Annotated in this window: 14 protein-coding genes; 12 read left to right on the top strand and 2 right to left on the bottom strand. The window is 60.7% G+C overall.

Annotated features, from left to right (window positions below; all coding sequences use genetic code 11):
• Positions 1-77 precede the first annotated feature (77 nt).
• A complete protein-coding gene (locus tag ACQZ60_RS17775; protein WP_448735790.1) occupies positions 78-2,771 on the top strand; it encodes a DNA translocase FtsK in 2,694 nt (897 codons plus the stop codon).
• 92 nt (positions 2,772-2,863) lie between these two features.
• Positions 2,864-3,940: an Ldh family oxidoreductase gene (locus ACQZ60_RS17770; protein WP_448735789.1), complete on the top strand. Its 1,077-nt coding sequence runs from the start codon at positions 2,864-2,866 to the stop codon at positions 3,938-3,940.
• A 42-nt stretch (positions 3,941-3,982) separates the two neighbouring features.
• Here the strand turns inward: ACQZ60_RS17770 and ACQZ60_RS17765 are convergent, their stop codons facing one another.
• Positions 3,983-5,977: a putative bifunctional diguanylate cyclase/phosphodiesterase gene (locus tag ACQZ60_RS17765; protein WP_448735788.1), complete on the bottom strand. Its 1,995-nt coding sequence runs from the start codon at positions 5,975-5,977 to the stop codon at positions 3,983-3,985.
• Between the two features lie 316 nt (positions 5,978-6,293).
• Here ACQZ60_RS17765 and ACQZ60_RS17760 point away from each other — a divergent pair, with 316 nt between their 5' ends.
• From ACQZ60_RS17760 to ACQZ60_RS17720, 9 genes are all read left to right on the top strand, one after another.
• Complete coding sequence (locus ACQZ60_RS17760; RefSeq protein WP_196379118.1) at positions 6,294-7,340, top strand: methyltransferase domain-containing protein; 1,047 nt, start codon at positions 6,294-6,296, stop codon at positions 7,338-7,340.
• 92 nt (positions 7,341-7,432) lie between these two features.
• Complete coding sequence (locus tag ACQZ60_RS17755; protein ID WP_448735787.1) at positions 7,433-8,257, top strand: bifunctional allantoicase/(S)-ureidoglycine aminohydrolase; 825 nt, start codon at positions 7,433-7,435, stop codon at positions 8,255-8,257.
• 166 nt (positions 8,258-8,423) lie between these two features.
• Positions 8,424-9,929, top strand: coding sequence for a diguanylate cyclase domain-containing protein (locus ACQZ60_RS17750; protein WP_448735786.1), 1,506 nt, complete (start codon positions 8,424-8,426; stop codon positions 9,927-9,929).
• A gap of 473 nt (positions 9,930-10,402) precedes the next feature.
• Complete coding sequence (locus ACQZ60_RS17745) at positions 10,403-11,593, top strand: efflux RND transporter periplasmic adaptor subunit (RefSeq protein ID WP_448735785.1); 1,191 nt, start codon at positions 10,403-10,405, stop codon at positions 11,591-11,593.
• An 11-nt stretch (positions 11,594-11,604) separates the two neighbouring features.
• Complete coding sequence (locus ACQZ60_RS17740; RefSeq protein ID WP_448735784.1) at positions 11,605-14,739, top strand: multidrug efflux RND transporter permease subunit; 3,135 nt, start codon at positions 11,605-11,607, stop codon at positions 14,737-14,739.
• A 118-nt stretch (positions 14,740-14,857) separates the two neighbouring features.
• Positions 14,858-15,478, top strand: a complete 621-nt coding sequence (locus ACQZ60_RS17735) for a TetR family transcriptional regulator (RefSeq protein ID WP_080854673.1) — start codon at positions 14,858-14,860, stop codon at positions 15,476-15,478.
• Positions 15,479-15,670: 192 nt separating this feature from the next.
• Positions 15,671-17,194 (top strand): sugar ABC transporter ATP-binding protein, encoded by a 1,524-nt coding sequence (locus tag ACQZ60_RS17730; protein WP_448735783.1) that lies wholly within the window; start codon positions 15,671-15,673, stop codon positions 17,192-17,194.
• Between the two features lie 50 nt (positions 17,195-17,244).
• Positions 17,245-18,246 carry an ABC transporter permease gene (locus tag ACQZ60_RS17725; protein ID WP_448735782.1) on the top strand — a complete coding sequence of 334 codons (1,002 nt, stop codon included), beginning with the start codon at positions 17,245-17,247 and terminating at the stop codon, positions 18,244-18,246.
• Positions 18,247-18,318: 72 nt separating this feature from the next.
• Positions 18,319-19,272: a substrate-binding domain-containing protein gene (locus tag ACQZ60_RS17720; RefSeq protein WP_020810860.1), complete on the top strand. Its 954-nt coding sequence runs from the start codon at positions 18,319-18,321 to the stop codon at positions 19,270-19,272.
• Positions 19,273-19,328: 56 nt separating this feature from the next.
• Here ACQZ60_RS17720 and ACQZ60_RS17715 read toward each other — a convergent pair whose 3' ends face one another.
• Entirely contained in the window at positions 19,329-20,222 is an 894-nt protein-coding gene (locus tag ACQZ60_RS17715; RefSeq protein ID WP_020810861.1) for a LysR family transcriptional regulator, read from the bottom strand.
• A 537-nt stretch (positions 20,223-20,759) separates the two neighbouring features.
• On the opposite strand from ACQZ60_RS17715, the gene odc2 reads away from it, so the two are divergent.
• Entirely contained in the window at positions 20,760-21,893 is a 1,134-nt protein-coding gene (odc2, locus tag ACQZ60_RS17710; protein WP_035261035.1) for an ornithine/lysine decarboxylase, read from the top strand.
• The last annotated feature ends 45 nt before the right edge of the window (positions 21,894-21,938 follow it).

The following is a 21,938-nucleotide window of genomic DNA, read 5'->3' as shown; positions in this document are numbered from 1 at the left end:
CTGCCGCGGTGACCCCGTTTGGAAAGGGGTAATTAACCTTTATTTTCTATTTCAGGGAGACCGAAATATGTACGTTTATGATGAGTGTGCACGCTGCCATGAGTTTCTCCCGATCCAGATTCCAGAATTCGTCCAATAGCGTAGGGGAGGGGAGCGAGAAGGCTCGTCATGCCGGCGGCCAGTCGGTTGCCGGGCAGCAGACGGCGGGAATGAAGGTGGGCGCGACACCCCGGCCGAATGCCGATGTCAGTGCAGCCGACGCCATTGAAGGCCGCGCCGAGATGCCCGGCTGGCAGAATGCTTTCGTGCTTGGCCCGAATGTGCGTTTCACCCGCACGCCGGAAAGCGCCTTTGCCCGGCGCATGCCGGTCGAGACACCCAATATTCCGGAAGAGGAAATCCCGGTTGCCGCTCCGCCTGAAACGGTGGAGCAGGAAGCGGTGGCGCAGCAGCAGGCTGTGCAGGAGGAGGCTGCTCCTGTCTCCCAACCCGTCGTGAAGCCGGCGGAGCAGCGCGTGCCGCCGCCGCGCATGCCGTTTCTGCCGCAGCCGCCGGAGGCCCGGGGCGCCAGAGCGCTGACTTACAAATTGCGGCTGGAGCTTGCCCGCAAGCAGGCGGAAGAGGCGGCTGCCGCTGCGCAGATGCCGGTTCAGGAAGGTATCTCCGTAGCCGTGGAAGCGCCCGTGCCGCAGATATTCCCGTCGGTTCAGCCGCAATCCGTCGCACCTGCTGTCGAGGCCGCTCAGGCCGTCATTCCTGCTTTCGCCGCCCATCTGCCGGATGAGCTTTTCTGGGAAGTGATGACGCTCGATCTGCCGGGCAGCGCCGGCGAGGGCGTTTCCGCGTCCACGCGCGCCGTTCTTGCAAATTCGGTCGTCACGGCGCCAGCGATAGTCGCGCCGGTCGCCGTCGTGTCGCCGGCAGCCGCTGCGATCGTGCTTTCGTCCGAACCTCCTGTCGTCACCGTGCCGGGCGGTTCGGCAATCCGGCTTTACCGCGAGATCGGCGTGCGCCAGTCCGTCGTTCCTGCCGCCCTTCCGGTCGCGGAACAGGAAGTCATACCGCCGCCCGTCGCGGAAGCGCCGATGGTTGTCGAGACGCCGAGACCTGTGGAGCAGGTTCAGCCGGTTGAGAGAATTGCGGCCGAGCCGCGCTTCACGCCGCGCGCGCCTATCCAGGCCTCGCAGCCGATGTTCCGCGAAGCGCCTGTCTTCGCCGAGGGGGAATATGAATACCCCTCCATCGATCTTCTGCAGGAGGCCCGCGTCCAGCAGACCACGACCATGACGCCGGAAGCGCTGGAGCAGAGCGCCGGGCTTCTCGAAAGCGTGCTGGAGGATTTCGGCATCAAGGGCGAGATCATCGACGTTCGTCCCGGCCCGGTCGTCACGCTGTACGAGTTCGAACCCGCCCCCGGCGTCAAGTCCTCGCGCGTCATCGGTCTCTCGGACGATATCGCCCGCTCCATGTCGGCGCTCTCGGCCCGTGTCGCCGTCGTGCCCGGCCGCAATGTCATCGGCATCGAACTGCCGAATCCGGTGCGCGAGACGGTTTATCTGCGCGAACTGATCGAAGCGACAGACTATGCCGAGACCCGCCAGAAGCTCGCGCTTTGCCTCGGCAAAACCATCGGCGGCGAACCTGTCATCGCCGAACTGGCGAAGATGCCGCATCTGCTGGTCGCCGGCACCACCGGCTCCGGCAAGTCGGTTGCCATCAACACCATGATCCTGTCGCTGCTCTATCGTCTGAAGCCGGAAGAATGCCGTCTCATCATGGTCGATCCCAAGATGCTCGAGCTTTCCGTTTATGACGGTATTCCGCATCTGTTGACGCCTGTGGTTACCGATCCGAAAAAGGCGGTCATGGCGCTGAAATGGGCCGTGCGCGAAATGGAAGACCGTTATCGCAAGATGTCGCGTCTCGGCGTGCGCAATATCGACGGCTACAATGCAAGGGCCGCTGCCGCACGCGCCAAGGGCGAGACGGTGTTCTGCAACGTGCAGAGCGGCTTTGACCGCGCCACCGGCGAGGCGGTCTACGAGCAGGAGGAAATGGACCTCACGGCGATGCCTTATATCGTCGTCATCGTCGACGAAATGGCCGACCTGATGATGGTCGCGGGCAAGGAAATCGAAGGCGCGATCCAGCGCCTGGCGCAGATGGCGCGTGCTGCCGGCATCCATCTCATCATGGCAACCCAGCGCCCGTCGGTCGATGTCATCACCGGTACGATCAAGGCGAACTTCCCGACCCGCATCTCCTTCCAGGTGACCTCGAAAATCGACAGCCGTACCATCCTTGGCGAACAGGGCGCGGAGCATCTGCTCGGCCAGGGCGATATGCTGCACATGATGGGCGGCGGCCGCATCGCCCGTGTCCACGGTCCCTTCGTTTCGGATGAGGAAGTGGAAAAGGTGGTCGCGCATCTGAAGACGCAGGGACGCCCGGAATATCTCGGCACCGTTACCGAAGACGCCGACGAAACCGACGAAGAGGTGGAAGAAGAAGCCACTGTTTTCGACAAGACCGCCATGGGTGAGGACGATAGCGACGATCTCTATGAAAAGGCCGTCAAGGTGGTGATGCGCGACAAGAAGTGCTCCACTTCCTATATTCAGCGCCGCCTGTCCGTCGGTTATAACCGTGCCGCTTCGCTGGTCGAGCGAATGGAACAGGAAGGCATTGTCGGGCCTGCCAACCATGTCGGCAAACGCGCGATCATCGCCGGCGAACGATCTTCTTACGATGCCATGGGAGCGGAAGACTGATTGAGCTTTCGGGGCGCGCGATATTCGATTGCAAAAACGCGCCCCGTGAATAGCTTGTGCGGCATGGATTCTGGAATTGGGAGGATTCCCTCATGGCGCACAGCAATGAAAAAGCCACCGTTCTGGCGAGTCTGGATGAGCTGGAGCGGTTTTGCCGCACCGTTTTCCTGGCCGCCGGCACCGATGACGAAACGGCCGATGCGGCGACACGCGCCATGATGCACGGCACAAGGCTCGGTGTAGACAGCCACGGTGTGCGGCTGCTCGCACATTATATTACCGCGCTCGAAGGCGGGCGTCTCAATCGGCGGCCGCAGATCCGCCGCGTTTCGGGCTTCGGCGCGGTGGAGACGATCGACGCAGACCATGCCCATGGCGCCCGCGCCACCTATGCGGCGATGGACAGCGCCATGGCGCTCGCGGAAAAATTCGGCATTGGCGCGGTGGCGATCCGCAACTCATCGCATTTCGGCCCGGCCGGCGCTTATGCCCTGGAAGCGGCGCGGCAGGGCTATATCGGCCTCACCTTCTGCAATTCCGACAGTTTCGTGCGCCTTCATGATGGCGCCATGCGTTTCCACGGCACCAATCCAATCGCCATCGGTGTGCCGGCGGCGGATGACATGCCCTGGCTGCTGGATATGGCCACCAGCGCGGTGCCCTATAACCGTGTCCTGCTTTACCGGAGCCTCGGCCAGCAATTGCCGCAAGGTGTGGCCTCTGACGGCGACGGCGTCGATACCCGCGATCCCCATGCCGTTGAAATGCTTGCCCCGGTCGGCGGCGAGTTCGGTTTCAAGGGTGCGGCGCTTGCGGGAATGGTCGAGATTTTCAGCGCTGTTCTAACGGGCATGAAACTCAGCTTCGATATCGCTCCGATGGGCGGGCCGGATTTTTCCACGCCGCGCGGGCTTGGGGCCTTCGTTCTGGTGCTGAAGCCGGAAGCCTTCCTGGAGCGCGAGGTGTTCGACGAGGGCATGAAACGTTATCTCGAGGTCCTGCGCGGATCCCCCGTGCGGGAAGACTGCAAGGTCATGGCGCCGGGTGACCGGGAGTGGGCGGTGGCGGCAAGACGGGAAAGGGAAGGGGCTCCTGTCGATCCCGTCACGCGGGCGGCCTTCTCGGAGCTTGCTGCAAAATTCTCGGTCAACCCGCCCGCTTATCATTAAAGCGGCCTGCGGCTGACGGCGGCGTTCTGCCGTCATACAGGATTAGGCGGGGCGTAGCAGCATATTCGGGCGCGGATAGGGCGCTGCCGCCGCGCCCAGCCTTTCGGCCCCGATGGGGCGGCCGATATAATAACCCTGCGCGTAGTCGATCTCCATCTGACGCACGAGCCTCAGCTGTTCCTCGGTCTCTACGCCTTCGATCAGGATCTTGTGGCCGCGATTTCGGATGAGGCGGATCATGTCCTGCAGCATCGCGCGGCCGCGCGGGGTCTTGCTGTCGTGCAGGAAGGAGCGGTCGATCTTGACGGTATCGAAATCCGTCATGCGCAGCCACGAAAGGCCGGCAAAACCCGTTCCGAAATCATCCAGCCAGATATTGATGCCGAGCGTTTTCAGGTCGTTCAGACAACGCAGCACGTCCGAATGCATTTCCATGTCGACGCCTTCGGTGATTTCGAAGGCAAGCCTGTTGCCGGCAATTCCCGCCTCCACGAGAATGGCCGCCACGGAGGTGGCGAAACCCGGATTTTTCAATTGCATCGGCGACACGTTGACACTGACGACGGCCACCTTGTCATCGGCCAGTATCTGCTTGCAGACGGTCTTGATGGTCCACAGGCCCAGTTCCATGATCGTGCCGGTGCGTTCGGCAATCGGAATGAAAATACCGGGTGCGACTGGATTGCCATCCAGCAGGCGGAGCCGCATCAGCGCTTCGACCCCCGCGGTCTCGTTGGTCGAAATGTTGAGAATAGGCTGATAGACGAGGGAAACGAGATCTTCCGCGACGGCGATTTTCAGGAGGGCGGCAATGTTTTCCGTCTCGTCGCTGGTCTGCGGATCGTCCGGATCGAACAGCTTCATGCAGTTGCGGCCATTGCCCTTGGCTATATAGAGCGCGCGGTCGGCCTCGTTGATAATCTTTTCCAGCTTGCCGTCCGCATTGGGACGGGTGAAGGATGCACCGATGCTGACGGTGACGATGAAGGTGCCATCCCGGCGCTGGTCATGCGCAAGCGACAGGTCTTCAACGGTGTGGCGGATCGTCTCGGCAAGCTCACCCACCTGCTGCTTGGACTTGAACGGCGCCAGCACGATGAATTCCTCCCCGCCATAGCGGCCGATGGAAGCGCCGTGTTCGGTGATTGCATCCTGCAGGGCGTTGCCCACCGTCACCAGGCACTTGTCGCCTTCCTGGTGGCCGTAACGGTCGTTGTATTTCTTGAAGAAGTCGACATCGATCAGAAAAACAGCAAAGCCTTCTTCCTTCCTGATCCAGTTGTCCCACAGCAGGCGCAGATGGTGGTCGATGGCGCGGCGGTTCTGCAGGCCCGTCAGGGAGTCGGTATTGGAAAGCCGCAGCAGCGCCTGGCCACGTTCGTCGGCCGCCTTCTGCTGGGCCTTCGCCTCCAGCCCGTTGACGAAGACGTGGTAGCGCTCCCGGTTCAGGTTCCAGTTCACGTAAGAGGTGAAGACGAAACAGGATATGTAGAAGGTGCCGAAGGCGAACTTGTAGAAGCTGTCTTCGGGAAACTGCGTTGCCGCCAGAAAATAGGTAACGAGAATGATGCCTGAAGACACCAGCGACAGATGGAAGCGGAAGGTGAAAAACAGATTGGCGCCCATCATGAAGATCGCCCCGAAAACCATGTAATAGGACATGTTTTCGGTATTGTCGGTCAACAGCGAAGGCAGCAGCCAGCCGATATAGCCCATGACGAGAGCGGTGGCGCAGGTGAGATCGAGCGCCGTGGTGCTGGCGCCCTTGCTTAGCTGAATCTCCAGCGTCAGCAGGGATGACAGGACAACAATCAGACGTGCGATAATGGTGAAAAAAGCGACGTCGGGTATCAGAATGATGTCGGTTGCGGCAAACAGCAGATAGATAAAGACAGCGGTCCACAGGCCCCGCCGGATCGAACCGCGGCGGCTGCGCTCACCTTCCTGCTGGTAAAGGGCAAGGAGTTCATCAGAAAACCGGGAGTCCGGCCGCCGATAGTCTTGCTGTCCACTCACCTCTCCCAATGTGTGCTTCATGCACTTTCCCATAGTGTTGCGTATACTTTATTAAGTAACTGCTTATTCCACTTTTCCGTGTGCTGTCGCACCCAGTGCGGGTTCCCGTCGATCTCTGCCGATGCGTGCGGAGAACATGGAAAGGAAGAACGCATCATACGTTCGCAACATTAAGTTTCACTAAATCGCGTATCTGCTTTCTCCCGTCCTCACGAGTGTGACCAAAAAAATACGCTAATCTACTAATGTATCCCTACACCGCTCAAAAATCGAAAGCGAGTGGCCTTCCGCCTCCCAGAAACGTATAGTTAACAATGCGTTAATACTGGAGGCTGAAGTGGTGCGGGTAAAGAAGAAAAATCTTGACGGGGCAAGTCTGATTACCCCGGATACTGTCGCAAAAGAGATTTTTGCACGCAGAACGGAAACATTCGATGAGCAGTTCGCAGTTGCGAAAGCAGAGATTGCGCTCATTCTCGAATTGGCACAGCAGCAATTCGACAATCGTGTTTCAGCACGTGAGATAATACATAGAACGGCGGGTGCACTGCATGCCCTGCGGGAGAAGCTCCACTCCAGCGTGTGGGCTGAACTGATTCCGCTGGTGCAGAATCACCCCGTTTCGGTCCATTTTCTGGAGGACCCGTTCACGCGCTGGTCTTTCGAAAAGCCGCGGGGTTATTCGGGCGATGCGCAGCTGCTCGATTTCATTTATGGCCACGACAGCGTTGCCGAACTGGTAAATAATGCCACGCCGCTCGGTGCGGCCCTTTACGACTACACCAGGGATGCCAGTTCCTCGGTCGCCGTGCGCGAGCGGCGCGATTTGCTGACGCGGTTCGTCGATGAGGCCGCGGCCCGGCATGGCAATGAGACGGAAATCCTCACCATCGCTTCCGGCCATCTGCGCGAAGCGGATGCCTCCGTTGCGCTGAAAGAGGGTAAAATCAAGCGCTGGGTGGCGCTCGATCAGGACCCCTTGAGCGTCGGTTCCGTCGCCCGCGATTTCAACGGTAGCTGCATCGAGGCGATCGACGGTTCCGTGCGCGATATCGTCCTGCGCACGCAGGAACTCGGCACTTTCGACCTGATCTACGCGGCCGGTCTCTACGATTATCTGAACGACCGCGTGGCGATCAAACTCACGCGGCGCTGCATGGAAATGCTGAAGCCCGGCGGCATGTTCCTCTTCGCCAATTTCTCGGAGGATATCGTCGTCGACGGTTACATGGAAACCTTCATGAACTGGGCGCTGCTGTTGCGCTCCAAGGCGGATATGTGGCGGATCGTCAATGCCAGCGCCGATCCCGCAAGCATCGAGGCGGATGTGTTCTTCGGTGAGAACCACAATATCGTCTACGCCACGATGCGTAAGAAGGCGTGACATCCTTCGGGCCAGTCTCTGCTTGCCAATAACCATTTGATTAAACGCCGGCGCGGGCCTAAGAATCCGCGCCGAATGCGTTGCAGAATGGAATGGCTGAAATGAAGAGATATTATTCGGATATGGGCGGTCTGCCGGGACAGACGGAACTTCTGTCGAGCAAGGCGGTGTTCAAGACCGCCTATGCGGTCATCCCCAAAACCGTCATGTCCGATATCGTAACCAGCGTGCTGCCGCACTGGACCGGCACTCGCGCGTGGATCATCGCCCGGCCGATGACGGGTTTTTCCGAAACCTTTGCGCAATATATCGTCGAGGTGCAGCCGGGCGGCGGCAGTGACCGGCCGGAACCGGACGCACGGGCCGAAGCGGCGATATTCGTTGTCGACGGCGAAATGACCGTGGAATTCGAGGGCGTGCAGCATGCGTTGCGGGAAGGCTCCTTCGCCTTCCTGCCGGCCGGTTCCCGCTGGCAGCTTTGCAATTCGGGCAAGGCGCCGGTCAAGTTCCACTGGGTCCGCAAAGCGTTTCAGGCGGTCGAGGGGCTGGAGCCGCCGCCGGCGATCTTCACGCATGAGGATGAGCACGCTTTGTCGGCCATGCCGGATACGGACGGCAAATGGGCGACGACCCGCTTCATCGATCCGGAAGATGTGCGTTACGACATGCATCTCAACATCGTCACCTTCGAGCCGGGCGCGACCATTCCCTTCATGGAAACCCATGTGATGGAACACGGCCTTTATGTGCTGGAAGGCAAGGCCGTCTACCGGCTGAACGAGGACTGGGTGGAAGTGCAGGCGGGCGACTTCATGTGGCTGCGCGCCTATTGCCCGCAGGCCTGCTATGCGGGTGGACCGGGCCGCTTCCGTTACCTGCTCTACAAGGATGTGAACCGGCACGTAAAGCTCTGGTAACGGGCATCATATCCGCAAAACCCATGAATTATCGCGCAATCCGGCGGTTTGCGCGATAAATGCTTGCGTTAAATCGAATATCACTAATAAATCCGGTTATGCGGGCGGCTATCGCTGTTCCGCACCGTTTCGGCATTCGCCTGCTATCCTTGAGAAGACCTCCCGTATGAATGAGATAATCGATACCAATGTCTTCAATCTTGCCCCCGTGGCGATGTGGATCGAGGATTTCAGCGAGGTGAAAAGCCAGTTCGATATCTGGCGATCGCAGGGCGTCGAGGATATCCGGGCGTTTCTTCTGGAAGATTTATCGAGAGTGGCGGCCTGCTCGCAGAAAATCCGCGTGATCAAGGTCAACGCCAGGACGCTGGAACTGTTCGAGGCCCGCGATCAGGCGCATCTCATCGACAATCTCCACCGGATTTTTCGTGACGACATGCTGGAAAGCCATGTGAACGAGCTTTCAGAACTCTGGGCGGGCAAGACGGAATTCACCAGCAACGCGGTCAATTATTCAATCGGCGGCAAGCGGCTGGATATCCAGTTGCGCGGCGCGGTCATACCCGGCCATGAAGAAACCCTCGGGCGGCTGCTTTTGACCACCGAGGATGTGACGGAGCGGGAGGAGGCGCGCCGCAAGGAACTTCTCAACCGCCGTTACGCCGAAGGCATGTTCAAACATTCGCCCGTTTCCCTGTGGGTGGAGGATTTCAGCCGGGTGCGACGGCTGATCGAGGAGGTCAGGGACCGCGGCATCATCGATTTCCGGGTGTTCATGGATGTGCACCCCGAATTCGTGCGGCAATGCATGAGCGAAATCCGCGTCATCGACGTCAACCGCGCGACGCTCGACCTGTTCTGCGCGCCGGACCGGCAGGTTCTGTTGCAGCGGCTCGGCGATATTTTTCGCGGCGAGATGGAAAAGCCGTTCCGGGAACAGCTGATGGAGCTTTGGAACGGCAATCTCACCCACCATCGCGAGGTGGTGAATTACGCGCTTGACGGTTCGGAGCGGCATGTGCTCCTGCATTTTTCGGTTTTCCCCGGCCATGAGCACGACTGGTCGCTGGTGCAGGTGGCGCTGACGGACATTACCGCGCGCAAGAAGGCGGAAGCCTATCTCGAATATCTCGGCAAGCACGATGTGCTGACCAAGCTGCACAACCGCGCCTTCTATTCGGACGAGCTGAACCGGCTGGAGCGCAGCGCGCTCAGGCCGGTTTCGGCCATCGTCATCGATCTCAACGGCCTGAAAGACGCCAATGACAGACTGGGACACGATGCCGGCGACGCATTGTTGCGGCGTGTAGGCGAAGTGCTGAACGGCGTGGTGACCGCGCCGAACCATGCCGCGCGCATCGGCGGCGACGAATTCGCCATCCTTCTTCCCGGCGCCGACAGGCAGGTGGCCGCCGCCATGGTCGAGACCGTTTATGAATTGCTGAAGATAAACAACCAGTTCTATTCCAGCGCGCCGCTCAGCCTGTCGCTGGGCGTGGCGACCAGCGAGGCCGGCGAGACGATGGAATCGCTGGTGCGCCGTGCCGATATGAATATGTACGAGCAGAAGAACGCCTATTATGCGGCCCTGCGCAGCAGATCCGCCGACAATAACGACACGACGAAATCCGACCCGCAGTCGGAAGCCACCTCGCTGAAGCGTCTGTCCTAAGGGGGGAGGGCGCTCTGACGTGCGGGGCGTTCTGCTTATTGCGCTTTCCCTCAGCCTCGACGTCATCCTCGGGCTTGTCCCGAGGATCTGCAACCGATTGATTTTATTCGACGTGATTAGATCCTCGGCACAGGGCCGAGGATGACGTCGAAAGAATGTTGACCCTCCGCCGATGACTTCAAGCTGGCTGCGGGCCGCCCGGAATCCGGACAGCGGTGGGACAGGCCCGAGCATGACGGAAGGAGGGGCGGGACTTCATTGGTCCGGCTGTCGCCTCCGGCTAGTCGCGATATGTCCCGCCTTGGACGCCGTTTACCTCTCTATCCTAATCACAACGTCCTGTCCCACCCCTCTCACCCGCCTTCACAAGCGCGTGAGAGGGCTGTTGCACTGCAATAAATCCGTTGTCAGAAATTTACATACGTCTTAGTATGTATGTAAATATGGCTTATTTCATGGATTCGGAGCGCAGTATGGCGAAGAGATTGGGGCAGATCGCGGCGGTGTTGTTGGCGGGCATCGTTTTGGTCGGATGTAGCGATGAGCAGGCGTCCGCGCCCGGCGCGCCGCCGCCCGGTGCGGTGAAGATCGTGACGGTGAGCCAGGAAGAACTGCCCATCACCAACGAATTGCCGGGACGTATTGCGCCGACGCGGCTTGCCGAAGTGCGTCCGCGTGTCTCCGGCATCATCGTGGAACGGGTGTTTGAGCAGGGCTCGCTGGTGACGGAGGGCGACGTTCTCTACCGGATCGATCCCGCGCCGTTCCAGGTGCGCGTCGATAGCGCCGAGGGCACGTTGCGCCGGGCGCAGGCCGCGCAGCTTCAGGCGCGGCAGACGGCCGACAGGCAGCAGCAGCTACGCCGTTCCAACGTTGGTTCCCAGCAGGAATTCGACAACGCCATCGCCCAGCTGGCGCAGGCCGATGCCGAGGTGGCCGTGGCCGAAGCCGGCGTCGCGGAAGCGAAGCTCAATCTGCAATATGCCGATGTCAAAGCCCCGATCAGCGGCCGCATCGGTCGCGCGCGTATTACCGAAGGCGCCCTCGTCAGCGCCACTGGCTCTGAAAATCTGGCGACGATCCAGCAGCTCGATCCGATCTATGCCGACTTCACCCAGCCGGCGGCCGATCTTATCCGCCTGCGCAAGGCCCTGCAGGATGGCAAGCTGATGACCGGCCCGAACGAAGCCGAAGTCAACCTTCTGTTCGATGACGGCAGCCGTTACCCGCTGCCCGGCCGCCTGCTGTTTTCCGAAGCGGCGGTAGATGAAACCACCGGTCAGGTGACGCTGCGCGGTGAGTTCCCCAACCCGAACGGCGATCTGCTGCCGGGCATGTATGTCCGTGTGCAGATCCAACAGGGTATCCAGAAGGCGGCCTTCGCGGTGCCGCAGCAGGCGGTTCAGCGCGATGCCGGCGGCCAGGCGAGCGTGCTTGTCGTCAATGCCGAAGACACGGTGGAGCAGCGTCGCGTCAGCGTCGGCCGCTCCATCGGCGATCGCTGGGTGATTTCCGAGGGCCTGAAGGACGGCGACCGCGTCGTGGCCGAAGGTTTCCAGAAGACCGCTCCGGGCGCGAAAGTGAAGCCGGAACCGTGGTCCGATGAGGCCGATGTCGCAACCGCCGCTGACAGCGAGAGCGCGGCTCCGGCTGCGAAGCAATAAGGACCGATTTCATGGCACGTTTTTTCATCGATCGGCCCATTTTTGCCTGGGTCGTCGCCATCTTCATCATGCTGGCGGGCCTGCTCGCCATTCCCATGCTGCCGATTGCGCAATATCCGAATGTCGCACCGCCGCAGATTTCCGTCTCGACGACCTATCCGGGCGCGTCGCCGGAGGATATTTACCAGAGCGTCACGCGTCCCATCGAAGAAGAGCTGAACGGCGTTCCAGGCCTGATCTATTTCGAATCGACGTCGGAATCCTCGGGTCGCATTTCCATCAATGTTACCTTTGCGCCGGGCTCCAACATCGGTGAAGCCCAGGTGGAGGTCCAGAACCGCATTGCGCGCGTCGAACCCCGCCTGCCGCAGGCGGTGACGCAGCAGGGCCTGCGCGTGGAGCAGGCGGGCACGTCGTTCCTGATGATGGTGGCGCTGACCTCCGTCGACGGTAACACGGACGCCATCGGTCTCGGCGATTATCTCAGCCGCAATGTGCTCGGCGAATTGCGCCGTGTTCCCGGCGTCGGCAGTGCGCAGCTCTTCGCTACCCAGCGCTCCATGCGCATCTGGATGGACCCGGACAAGATGCTGGGCCTCAGCCTGACATCGAACGACGTCATCGGCGCCATTCAGGCGCAGAATTCGCAGGTTGCCGCCGGCCGCATCGGCGCGTCGCCAAATCCCATCGGCCAGCAGATTTCCGCAACCGTCAACGTGCAGGGGCAGCTCACCTCGCCGGAAGAATTCGGCTCCATCGTGCTGCGCGCCAATCCGGACGGCTCATCCGTGCGGCTGCGCGATGTCGCACGTGTGGAAGTGGGCGGCGAAAGCTATAACTTCTCGAGCCGCCTGAACGGCAAGCCGAGCGCCGCCATCGGCGTGCAGCTTTCGCCCACCGGCAATGCGCTGCAGACCTCCGAGGGCGTTCGCGCCACCATGGAAGAACTGTCCCGATATTTCCCGCCGGGTCTGGAATATGAAATTCCCTATGACACCAGCCCCTTCGTGAAAATCTCCATCCAGAAGGTAATCAACACGCTGGTGGAGGCGATCATCCTCGTCTTCGTGGTGATGTTCGTCTTCCTGCAGAATATCCGCTACACCATCATCCCGACACTGGTGGTGCCCGTGGCGCTGCTCGGCACCTGCGCCATCATGTATGTCTCGGGTTTCTCGATCAACGTTCTGACCATGTTCGCCATGGTTCTCGCCATCGGCATTCTGGTGGATGACGCGATTGTCGTCGTCGAGAATGTCGAGCGCATCATGGCGGAAGAGAATCTGTCGCCCAAGGAGGCCACCCGCAAGGCCATGGGCCAGATTTCCGGCGCGATCATCGGCATCACGCTGGTGCTGACCGCCGTGTTCGTGCCCATGGCCTTCTTCCCGGGCGCCGTCGGCATCATCTATCAGCAGTTCAGCCTGACCATGGTGGTGTCGATCCTGTTTTCGGGCTTCCTTGCTTTGTCGCTCACGCCGGCGCTCTGCGCATCGTTCCTGAAGCCCATCAAGGCCGGGCACCATGAGAAGAAGGGCTTCTTCGGCTGGTTCAACCGCGGCTTCGACAAGGCGTCGCACAAATATTCCTCGTCCGTCGGCAGCATCATCAAGCGTTCCGGTCGCTTCATGGTCATCTACGCGGCTTTGCTGGTCGGTCTTGGCTGGGCGTATATGCAACTGCCGAGCTCGTTCCTTCCGAACGAAGACCAGGGCTACCTGATCGTCGACATTCAGGCGCCGGCGGAAGCCAGCAGCGACCGCACCCTGCAATCCATCCAGCAGATCGAAAAGATCTTCATGGAAGAGCCGGCGGTGGATCGTGTGATTGCGGTTTCGGGTTTCTCCTTCTCCGGCTCCGGCCAGAATGCGGGTCTCGCCTTCGCCACCCTGAAAGACTGGAGCGAACGCGGACCGAACGATTCCGCCGCCGCCATATCGGCGCGCGTCAACGCCAAGCTGTGGGGTCTTCCGGACGCCATGTCGTTTGCGCTGTCGCCGCCGCCGATCCAGGGCCTCGGCAATTCCAGCGGCTTCACCTTCCGCCTGCAGGATCGCTCGGGCGCGGGACAGGCGGCTCTCAGCGCCGCCGGTGCGCAACTGATGGCCGCCGCCCGTCAGAGCCCCATCCTCGCCGGCCTTCGCATCGAAGGCATGCCGGATGCGGCGCAGGTCAATCTCATCATCGACCGTGAGAAGGCCAATACGTTCGGCGTCACCTTCAGCGACATCAACGCCACCATCTCGGCCAATATGGGGTCGTCCTACGTCAACGACTTCCCCAATGCCGGCCGCATGCAGCGCGTAACGGTGCAGGCGGAACAGGGCCAGCGCATGAAGACGGAGGATCTCCTGAACCTCAACGTCCGCAATGCCAATGGCGGCATGGTGCCGGTGAGCTCATTCGCCACAGTGGAATGGGTGCGCGGTCCCTCGCAGGTGGTCGGTTACAACGGCTATCCGGCGGTCCGTATCGGCGGCCAGTCGGCCCCCGGTTATTCGTCGGGTGACGCCATTGCCGAAATGGAGCGCTTAGCGGGTGAGTTGCCGAGCGGCTTCGGTTTCGAATGGACCGGCCAGTCGCTGCAGGAAATCCAGTCCGGTTCGCAGGCACCGGCATTGATCGGGCTCAGCGTTCTGTTCGTCTTCCTGCTGCTTGCAGCACTTTACGAAAGCTGGTCCATTCCGCTCTCCGTCATGCTGGTGGTGCCGCTCGGCGTCATCGGCTCGGTGGCGGCGGTGATGCTGCGCGGCATGCCGAACGACGTCTATTTCCTCGTAGGCCTCGTCGCGATCATCGGCCTGTCCGCCAAGAACGCGATCCTGATCATCGAATTCGCCAAGGATTTGCGGGCGGAAGGAAAATCCACCTATGATGCGACGGTGGAGGCGGCGCATCTGCGCTTCCGGCCGATCCTGATGACGTCGCTGGCCTTCTCGCTCGGCGTGCTGCCGATGGCGATTGCGTCGGGCGCCAGCGCGGCGAGCCAGAACGCCATCGGCACCGGCGTGCTCGGCGGCATGATCTCGGCGACGATCCTCGCGATCTTCTTCGTTCCCGTCTTCTTCGTCTTCGTCATGAAGATTTTCGGGGATCGGAAGAAGGAGAATGAGATTGCTGCTGACGCGGTATCGCCGGCGGAATAAAACGGGTGTGACGGCTGGGCGAAAAGTCACGTGAATGCGTTCATCTGACTGACAGCCCGGCATCGCAAACAAGGCACGGTGCGAAAGCGCCGTGCCGCGACTGGAAGGAGACATCAGCATGCGCCGAACCAAGGCCGAGGCAGAAGAGACGCGTCAGGCGATCCTTGCCGCTGCCGAGCGGGTGTTCTTCAAGAAGGGCGTGGCCAACAGCTCTCTGGATGAGGTGGCGGCTGCGGCCGGCGTTACGCGCGGGGCGATCTACTGGCATTTTTCCAGCAAGAGCGACCTTTTCATCGGCCTTTACGAATCGGTGGCGCTGCCGGAATCGGACCTGCTCGATTTCGGCGATCCGGACCTCAAGGGGGAGGCGCTGCTGGCCAAGATCGAGGACGCCGCGTGCAACTGGCTTTCGCTTCTTTCAAAAGACGAACAGCGCCAGCGCATCATGACCATCAGCCTGCGCACCAATTATTCCGATGAATTCGCCCCCGTGCTGCGCGCGCAGGAGGAGCTGGACCGTTACCACAAGCGGCTGCTCGAGGAGGCTTTCGAACGGGCGCAGGCGGAAGGGGCTTTCAACGATAACTGGACAGCCGAGTCCGCGCTCGGGGCGCTCTACTGGCTGCTGAAAGGCATGTGCTCGGACTGGCTACTGTTCGGCAAGCGTTTCGATCTGGCCAATGAGGGTGCGGAAGCGGTGCATCGTCTCATGAAGGCTTTTCGACGCTCCCCGGCATAGCGAACGGATTTCCCGGACCCGCGCGGCGGTCAAATTTGAGTGTATTCTAAAACACCGACGAAATTTGCTTTACGTACCTCAAAACGAAGGCTAGCTTCTTCCTCGAGCTTTGGGAGGAGTTCGCAGATGGTCGTTTCAGATAAAATCAAGGGGCAAGTGCCGTCCGTTCGCGCCGGATTCCGGTGACGGCACATGGCTTTTGCTGACGAATCTCCAGACCACGCCCTTATCCGGACGGTTGGGCTGTCCAAGTCTTTCGGGCCGGTACAGGTTCTCAAGGATATAGAGATCGCGGTGCGCGCCGGTGAGGTCCACGCGATCATTGGCGAGAACGGTGCCGGCAAGTCGACGCTGATGAAGCTGCTGGCCGGCAATGAAAAGCCGTCGGGCGGCGAAATCCGCATCGATGGCGAAGCCGTTACGCTGAGCGGTCCGGTGGATGCCGAACATCGCGGCATCGTTCTCGTGCATCAGGAAATATTGCTGGCCCCGGATTTGACGGTGGCGCAGAACATCTATCTCGGCCGCGAAGTGCGGCGGGGCGCCATGGTGGACGACCGCGCCATGCGCGCCGGCGCCCGCAAGGCAATCGCCGATCTCGGCGCTACGATCGATCCGGACGCCATTGTCGGCAGCCTGTCGATTGCCCAGCGGCAGCTGGTGCAGATCGCCCGTGTGCTGCTCGTGCCGCATCGCGTGGTCATTTTCGATGAGCCGACGGCGAGCCTTACGCCCATCGAAACGGATGCGCTGCTGAATGTCATCAGGGACATCCGGGCGAAAGGCGTGGCCGTGCTTTACATTTCGCATCGTCTGCCGGAGGTGAAGGAGATCGCCGACCGTGTGACGGTTCTGCGAGACGGCAGGCTGGTCGCTTCCCATCCGGCATCGGTGCTGGAGCCTGCCGATATGGCGCGGCTGATGGTGGGGCGCGATGTCGCCAAGCTTTATCCGGACCGCGCCGCCGGCGGAGAGCACGAGCCGGTTCTGCAGGTGGAGCGTTTTACCGTTCCGGGTTATGCTCAGGATGCCGGTTTCAGCCTGCGCAGGGGCGAAATCCTCGGTTTTGCCGGTCTGGTCGGCGCGGGCAGAACGGAGCTCATGGAAGGAATACTCGGCCTGCGCGCCGGTCGAGGAGCGGTGCGTCATCACGGCAGGCCGGTGCATTTCGCAAAGGCGGAAGACAGCCTGAAGGCCGGCATCGTTTATCTGAGCGAGGACCGCAAGGGCAAGGGCCTGCTGCTTACCAAGGATTTGCGTGTCAATCTCACGCTTGCTTCGCTCAAGAAATTCAGCCAGCTGTTCCAGATCGACACCCGCCGGGAAACGGCGGCGCTCGATGATGCGGTCCGGGATTTCGACATCCGCACCGGCCGCAAGGATTTGCTGGCGGGCCAGCTTTCCGGCGGCAACCAGCAGAAGCTGCTGCTGGCCAAGATGATGCTCATCGATCCGTCCATCGTCATCATCGACGAACCGACGCGCGGTATCGATATCGGCACCAAGGAACAGATTTACCGCTTCATCGCCAGGCTCGCGGATGAGGGGCGCTCGATCATCGTGGTTTCCTCGGAAATGCCGGAGCTGATCGGCATCTGCGACCGCATTCTGGTGATGCGTTCGGGCCGGATCGTCGGCGAGGTGACGGGTGAGCGCATGACCGAAAACGACATCGTGGCGCTGGCGACGGGCGTTCACACGCAGGAACCCGCCTGAGCGCCCGTTTGCCGGGAAACATGGCCTGACAAAAGAGACTGAGGGGAAACATGACTGAGGCCGCATTTGACAACGGCAAAACGCCGAAGACCTCGAAGGACTGGGATCTGCGCGCCGTCGCGCCTTTCGTGGCGCTGGCCCTGCTGCTGGTTCTCGGCACTATCGCCAATCCCAATTTCATCGGCATCGACAATCTCCTGAACGTCATCACCCGCAGCGCCTTCATCGCCATCATCGCGCTCGGCGCAACTTACGTCATCACATCGGGCGGGCTCGATCTTTCGGTTGGCGCGATGGTGGCTTTCGTCGCCAGCCTGATGATCCTGTTCATGAATAGCGGCGTCATCGCCAGTCCGCTTTTAATGCTGCTCACCGCCACGGCGCTGGCGCTCGCCATCGGGGCTGCCTGCGGGTTGACGAACGGCCTCATCACCACCATCGGCCGTATCGAACCCTTCATCGCCACGCTCGGCACCATGGGCATTTATCGCGGCTTGACCACATGGCTGTCGCAGGGCGGGGCGATCACGCTGCGCAATCCGGAAATCCAGACGCTTTATCGTCCGGTCTATTTCGGCAATGTCCTTGGCGTGCCGGTGCCGGTCATCGTCATTTTCGTCACAGCCGCCATCGCCGCTTTCGTGCTTTACCGCACCCGTTACGGCCGGCATCTGACCGCAGTAGGGTCGAGCGAGGATGTGGCGCGTTATTCCGGCATCTCGGTCGCGCGGGTGCGCACCATCGCTTATGTGGTGCAGGGGCTGTGTGTCGCCGTTGCGGTGCTGCTTTACGTGCCGCGTCTTGCATCCACTTCGGCCACGACAGGCATGTTGTGGGAGTTGCAGGCCATCACCGCCGTCGTCGTCGGCGGCACGGCGCTGAGGGGCGGGGTGGGGCGCATCTGGGGGACGATCTGCGGCGCCTTCATTCTGGAGATCGTCGGCAACATCATGATCCTGTCGAACTTCGTCAGCGAATATCTGATCGGCGCCATTCAGGGGGCCATCATCATCATCGCCATGCTGGTGCAGCGTTCGCTCAGCCGCAGGTGACGTATCACGCCGCGCCATGTGGGGCAGGCGCGGTCGAAGGAGGAACGCCCCGGTCTTGGGAGGAAAGAGACTATGCGTAGTAAATTCATCGGCGTGGCCTTTGCCGCGCTGGCCACGGTGCTTGCCGCTTCAGCGCATGCGCAGGATAAGAAGGTCACCATCGGCGTTTCTATTCCAGCGGCCGACCATGGCTGGACGGCGGGCGTCGTCTACCATGCCGAGCGTGTGGCGAAGCTTTTGATGCAGGAACATCCGGGGCTCAATGTCATCGTCAAGACGTCGCCGGACGCCGCCAATCAGGCCAATGCGCTGCAGGACCTTGCCGTGCAGGGGCTCGATGCGCTGGTCGTGTTGCCGTCCGATCCCGATCCGCTGGTCAACGCCATCAAGGAGATCAAGGACAAGGGCACCTTCGTCGCGCTGGTCGACCGCGCGCCGAGCGTCAACGACAATTCGATCCGCGATCTCTATGTTGCCGGCAACAACCCCGCACTTGGCCAGGTGGCAGGCGAATACATCAAGAAGACCACGCCTGACGCCGAAGTCGTGGTCATTCGCGGCCTGCCGATCCCGATCGATCAGCAGCGGCAGGACGGTTTCGACAAGGGTATCGCCGGTTCCAGCGTCAAGGTTCTCGACCGTCAATACGGCAACTGGAACCGCGACGACGCCTTCCGCGTGATGCAGGACTATCTGACCAAGTACAAGAAGATCGACGTGGTCTGGTGTCAGGATGACGACATGGCTATCGGCGTGCTGGAGGCGATCCAGCAGGCGAAACGCACCGATATCCAGTATATCGTCGCGGGCGCCGGTTCCAAGGACATGATCAAGAAGGTCATGGATGGCGACAAGCTGGTGCCGGTCGACGTTCTCTACCCGCCGGCGATGGTGGCGACCGCCATGCAGCTGACAGCCGGGCATTTCTACGATCAGGTGCCGGTCGCGGGTGAATATATCCTCGATGCGACGCTCATCACCAAGGACAATGCCGAGCAGTTCTACTTCCCGGATTCGCCGTTCTGATCTGATTTTCCGCTAACACCGACGCCCGCCAAAAGGCGGGCGTTTCATTTTGTGGCTCACCCGTTCTTCCTGAACCAGGCCGAGAGATAATCCACGAAGCTGCGCACCTTGGCCGGCAGGTAGCGGCGATGCGGATAGACCGCATAGATACCCCTGTCCTTGGAAATAAAATCGTCGAACAGCGTCACCAGCTCGCCGGACTGGATATAGGGTCTGGCGATGAAATCGGGCACCAGCGCAATGCCGAGGCCGGCGCGGGCGGCGCGCAGCGTGGCCTGTGGGCTGTTGACCTCGATCGGTCCGCTGATGGTGACGGAGTTCGAGCCGCCATCCGGCTCGAGATAGCGCACCGTATTGTGAAACCGCGTATTGGTGTCGATGATGAAGGGAACGCGGGAGAAATCCTGCGGTCCGTCGAGCGGCCCATGTTTCGCCACGAAATCCGCCGTCGCCACCGCATAGACCCGGAAATCGGAGAGCTTGCGGGCGATGAGGCCCGAATCCTCCAGCCGGGTTATCCGAACCGCGAGATCGAAACCCTCCTCGATCAGGTCGACGAATCGGTCTTCCGCGACGATTTCCAGCGACAGCTCCGGGTTTTCCTTGGCGAAGTCGATCAGGCTCTGGCCGACATCGGCATCGATGAAGGTGCGGGGAACCGAAATCCTGAGCTTGCCCTTGAGATCGGCATTCTTTTCGCGCACCAGATCGGCAAGGTTATCGATCTCCTTCAAAATGTCTGAAGCGGTGCGGTAATAGGTGTGCCCGGCTTCCGTCAGAGAGAACTGCCGGGTGGTGCGGTTGAGGAGGAGCGCGCCGAGATCGTCCTCCAGTTCCCGCACATATTTGGACAGAAGCGCCTTGGAACGCCCCGTCTTGCGCGCAGCGGCGGAAAAACCCTCCGCTTCGACGACATCGATAAAGGCGCGGATGCGGGTGAGTGTGTCCATGAAAACCCTCCAGTTCGTTCCATATAATTGAACGGCGAGGACGGACTGTTCAACCCTTAATTCATTGCCGAAAAAATCCGCTCTTTGGTGAAAAAATCCTCTTGATTATGACTGCGAATATTCTTATTTCCCGTGCTGCCCAAAGTCGCACGTGCCCATGTGTGTCCGCCGATTCCTCGATGTGGTGAGGATTTAGGTAAGGTACCTGGAACTAACCCCTCCAGTCGCTATTCCGGCCAACCGGAAAATGCGAGGACATACGAAGCAACGACGGTGCGGGCCTTTCTGGTTCTCTGCCGGCTTTCCATCAGCCGGGGTACTAAAGAGGCACACCATCATTGCCTGAAGTGCGGTCGGGTCATTCCCTCCAATCCATGGCAGACAAAGCCGAATGATGCTCTGGCAGGGCATCGTTCACATTCGCGCCTTGAGCGTATGCTATCGATTCTGCGCCTCCACCGGCTGATTCGAATGCATATCTCGAGCGTCCTTTGTCCTTCGGATTTTTCCGAAGCCGGTTTAACAGGGAATACATCGATGACGACTGCACGCATTCTCGACTTCATCAAGACCCGACGTCCCGAAGGCCCTTGCCTCGTGGTTGATCTCGACGTCGTGCGCGACAATTTCAACGCTTTCCGGCATTCCCTGCCGAACAGCGCCATCTATTACGCCGTCAAGGCAAACCCGGCTCCCGAAATCCTGAAGCTGCTCGCTTCGCTCGGCTCCAACTTCGATTGCGCCTCCGTGGCTGAAATCCAGATGGCGCTCGATGCCGGTGCGACGGCCGACCGTATCTCCTTCGGCAACACCATCAAGAAGGAACGCGATGTTGCGCGCGCCCATGCGCTCGGCATCGATCTCTTCGCCGTGGACAGCCATGAGGAAGTCGAGAAGGTTGCCCGTGCGGCTCCCGGCGCGCGCGTCTTCTGCCGCGTGCTGACGGATGGCGAAGGTGCGGAATGGCCGCTGTCGCGCAAGTTCGGCTGCGTTCCGCAGATGGCTGTCGACGTTCTCGTCTACGCACATCAGCTCGGCCTCGAATCCTACGGCGTGTCCTTCCATGTCGGTTCGCAGATGATGAATCTCGACGCATGGGATGCGGCGCTGGCCGATGCCAAGCGCGTCTTCGCTTCGCTTGCCAAGCAGGGCATCCACCTGCAGATGGTCAATATGGGCGGTGGTTTCCCGACCAAGTACCTGCGCGACGTTCCTGCCGCCGAAGAATACGGCCAGGCGATCGACACGGCGCTGCGCAAGCACTTCGGCAACCAGATCCCGAAGACGATCATCGAGCCGGGCCGCGGCATGGTCGGCAATGCCGGCGTCATCAAGGCGGAAGTCGTTCTCGTGTCGCGCAAGTCCGACAATGACAACCACCGTTGGGTGTTCCTCGACATCGGCAAGTTCGGCGGTCTCGCCGAGACGATGGACGAGGCTATCCGTTACCCGATCCGCACGACACGCGATCAGGACGAGATGGAGCCCTGCGTTCTGGCCGGTCCGACCTGCGACAGCGCCGACGTGCTGTATGAAAAGAACATGTACCCGCTGCCGGTCTCGCTGACCATCGGCGACGAAGTTCTGATCGAAGGCACGGGCGCTTACACGACCACCTATTCGGCGGTCGCGTTCAACGGTTTCGAGCCGCTGAAGGCCTACGTCATCTAAAGCATCGAACCGAAAAGCGTTACGCGGTTTTCGGAAAATCCGATG

This window comes from Agrobacterium sp. 22-223-1 (assembly GCF_053522385.1).
This window is presented reverse-complemented; position numbering and strand designations above follow the sequence as displayed.

What these genes read in the sequence shown, in the direction of transcription:
- ACQZ60_RS17745 (WP_448735785.1), top strand. Translation starts at nt 10,403, where the DNA reads ATGGCGAAGAGATTGGGGCAGATCGCGGCGGTGTTGTTGGCGGGCATC.
- ACQZ60_RS17715 (WP_020810861.1), bottom strand. Translation starts at nt 20,222, where the DNA reads ATGGACACACTCACCCGCATCCGCGCCTTTATCGATGTCGTCGAAGCG.
- ACQZ60_RS17755 (WP_448735787.1), top strand. Translation starts at nt 7,433, where the DNA reads ATGGCTGAAATGAAGAGATATTATTCGGATATGGGCGGTCTGCCGGGA.
- ACQZ60_RS17770 (WP_448735789.1), top strand. Translation starts at nt 2,864, where the DNA reads ATGGCGCACAGCAATGAAAAAGCCACCGTTCTGGCGAGTCTGGATGAG.
- ACQZ60_RS17775 (WP_448735790.1), top strand. Translation starts at nt 78, where the DNA reads ATGATGAGTGTGCACGCTGCCATGAGTTTCTCCCGATCCAGATTCCAG.
- ACQZ60_RS17740 (WP_448735784.1), top strand. Translation starts at nt 11,605, where the DNA reads ATGGCACGTTTTTTCATCGATCGGCCCATTTTTGCCTGGGTCGTCGCC.
- ACQZ60_RS17730 (WP_448735783.1), top strand. Translation starts at nt 15,671, where the DNA reads ATGGCTTTTGCTGACGAATCTCCAGACCACGCCCTTATCCGGACGGTT.
- ACQZ60_RS17725 (WP_448735782.1), top strand. Translation starts at nt 17,245, where the DNA reads ATGACTGAGGCCGCATTTGACAACGGCAAAACGCCGAAGACCTCGAAG.
- ACQZ60_RS17735 (WP_080854673.1), top strand. Translation starts at nt 14,858, where the DNA reads ATGCGCCGAACCAAGGCCGAGGCAGAAGAGACGCGTCAGGCGATCCTT.
- odc2 (WP_035261035.1), top strand. Translation starts at nt 20,760, where the DNA reads ATGACGACTGCACGCATTCTCGACTTCATCAAGACCCGACGTCCCGAA.
- ACQZ60_RS17720 (WP_020810860.1), top strand. Translation starts at nt 18,319, where the DNA reads ATGCGTAGTAAATTCATCGGCGTGGCCTTTGCCGCGCTGGCCACGGTG.
- ACQZ60_RS17750 (WP_448735786.1), top strand. Translation starts at nt 8,424, where the DNA reads ATGAATGAGATAATCGATACCAATGTCTTCAATCTTGCCCCCGTGGCG.
- ACQZ60_RS17765 (WP_448735788.1), bottom strand. Translation starts at nt 5,977, where the DNA reads ATGAAGCACACATTGGGAGAGGTGAGTGGACAGCAAGACTATCGGCGG.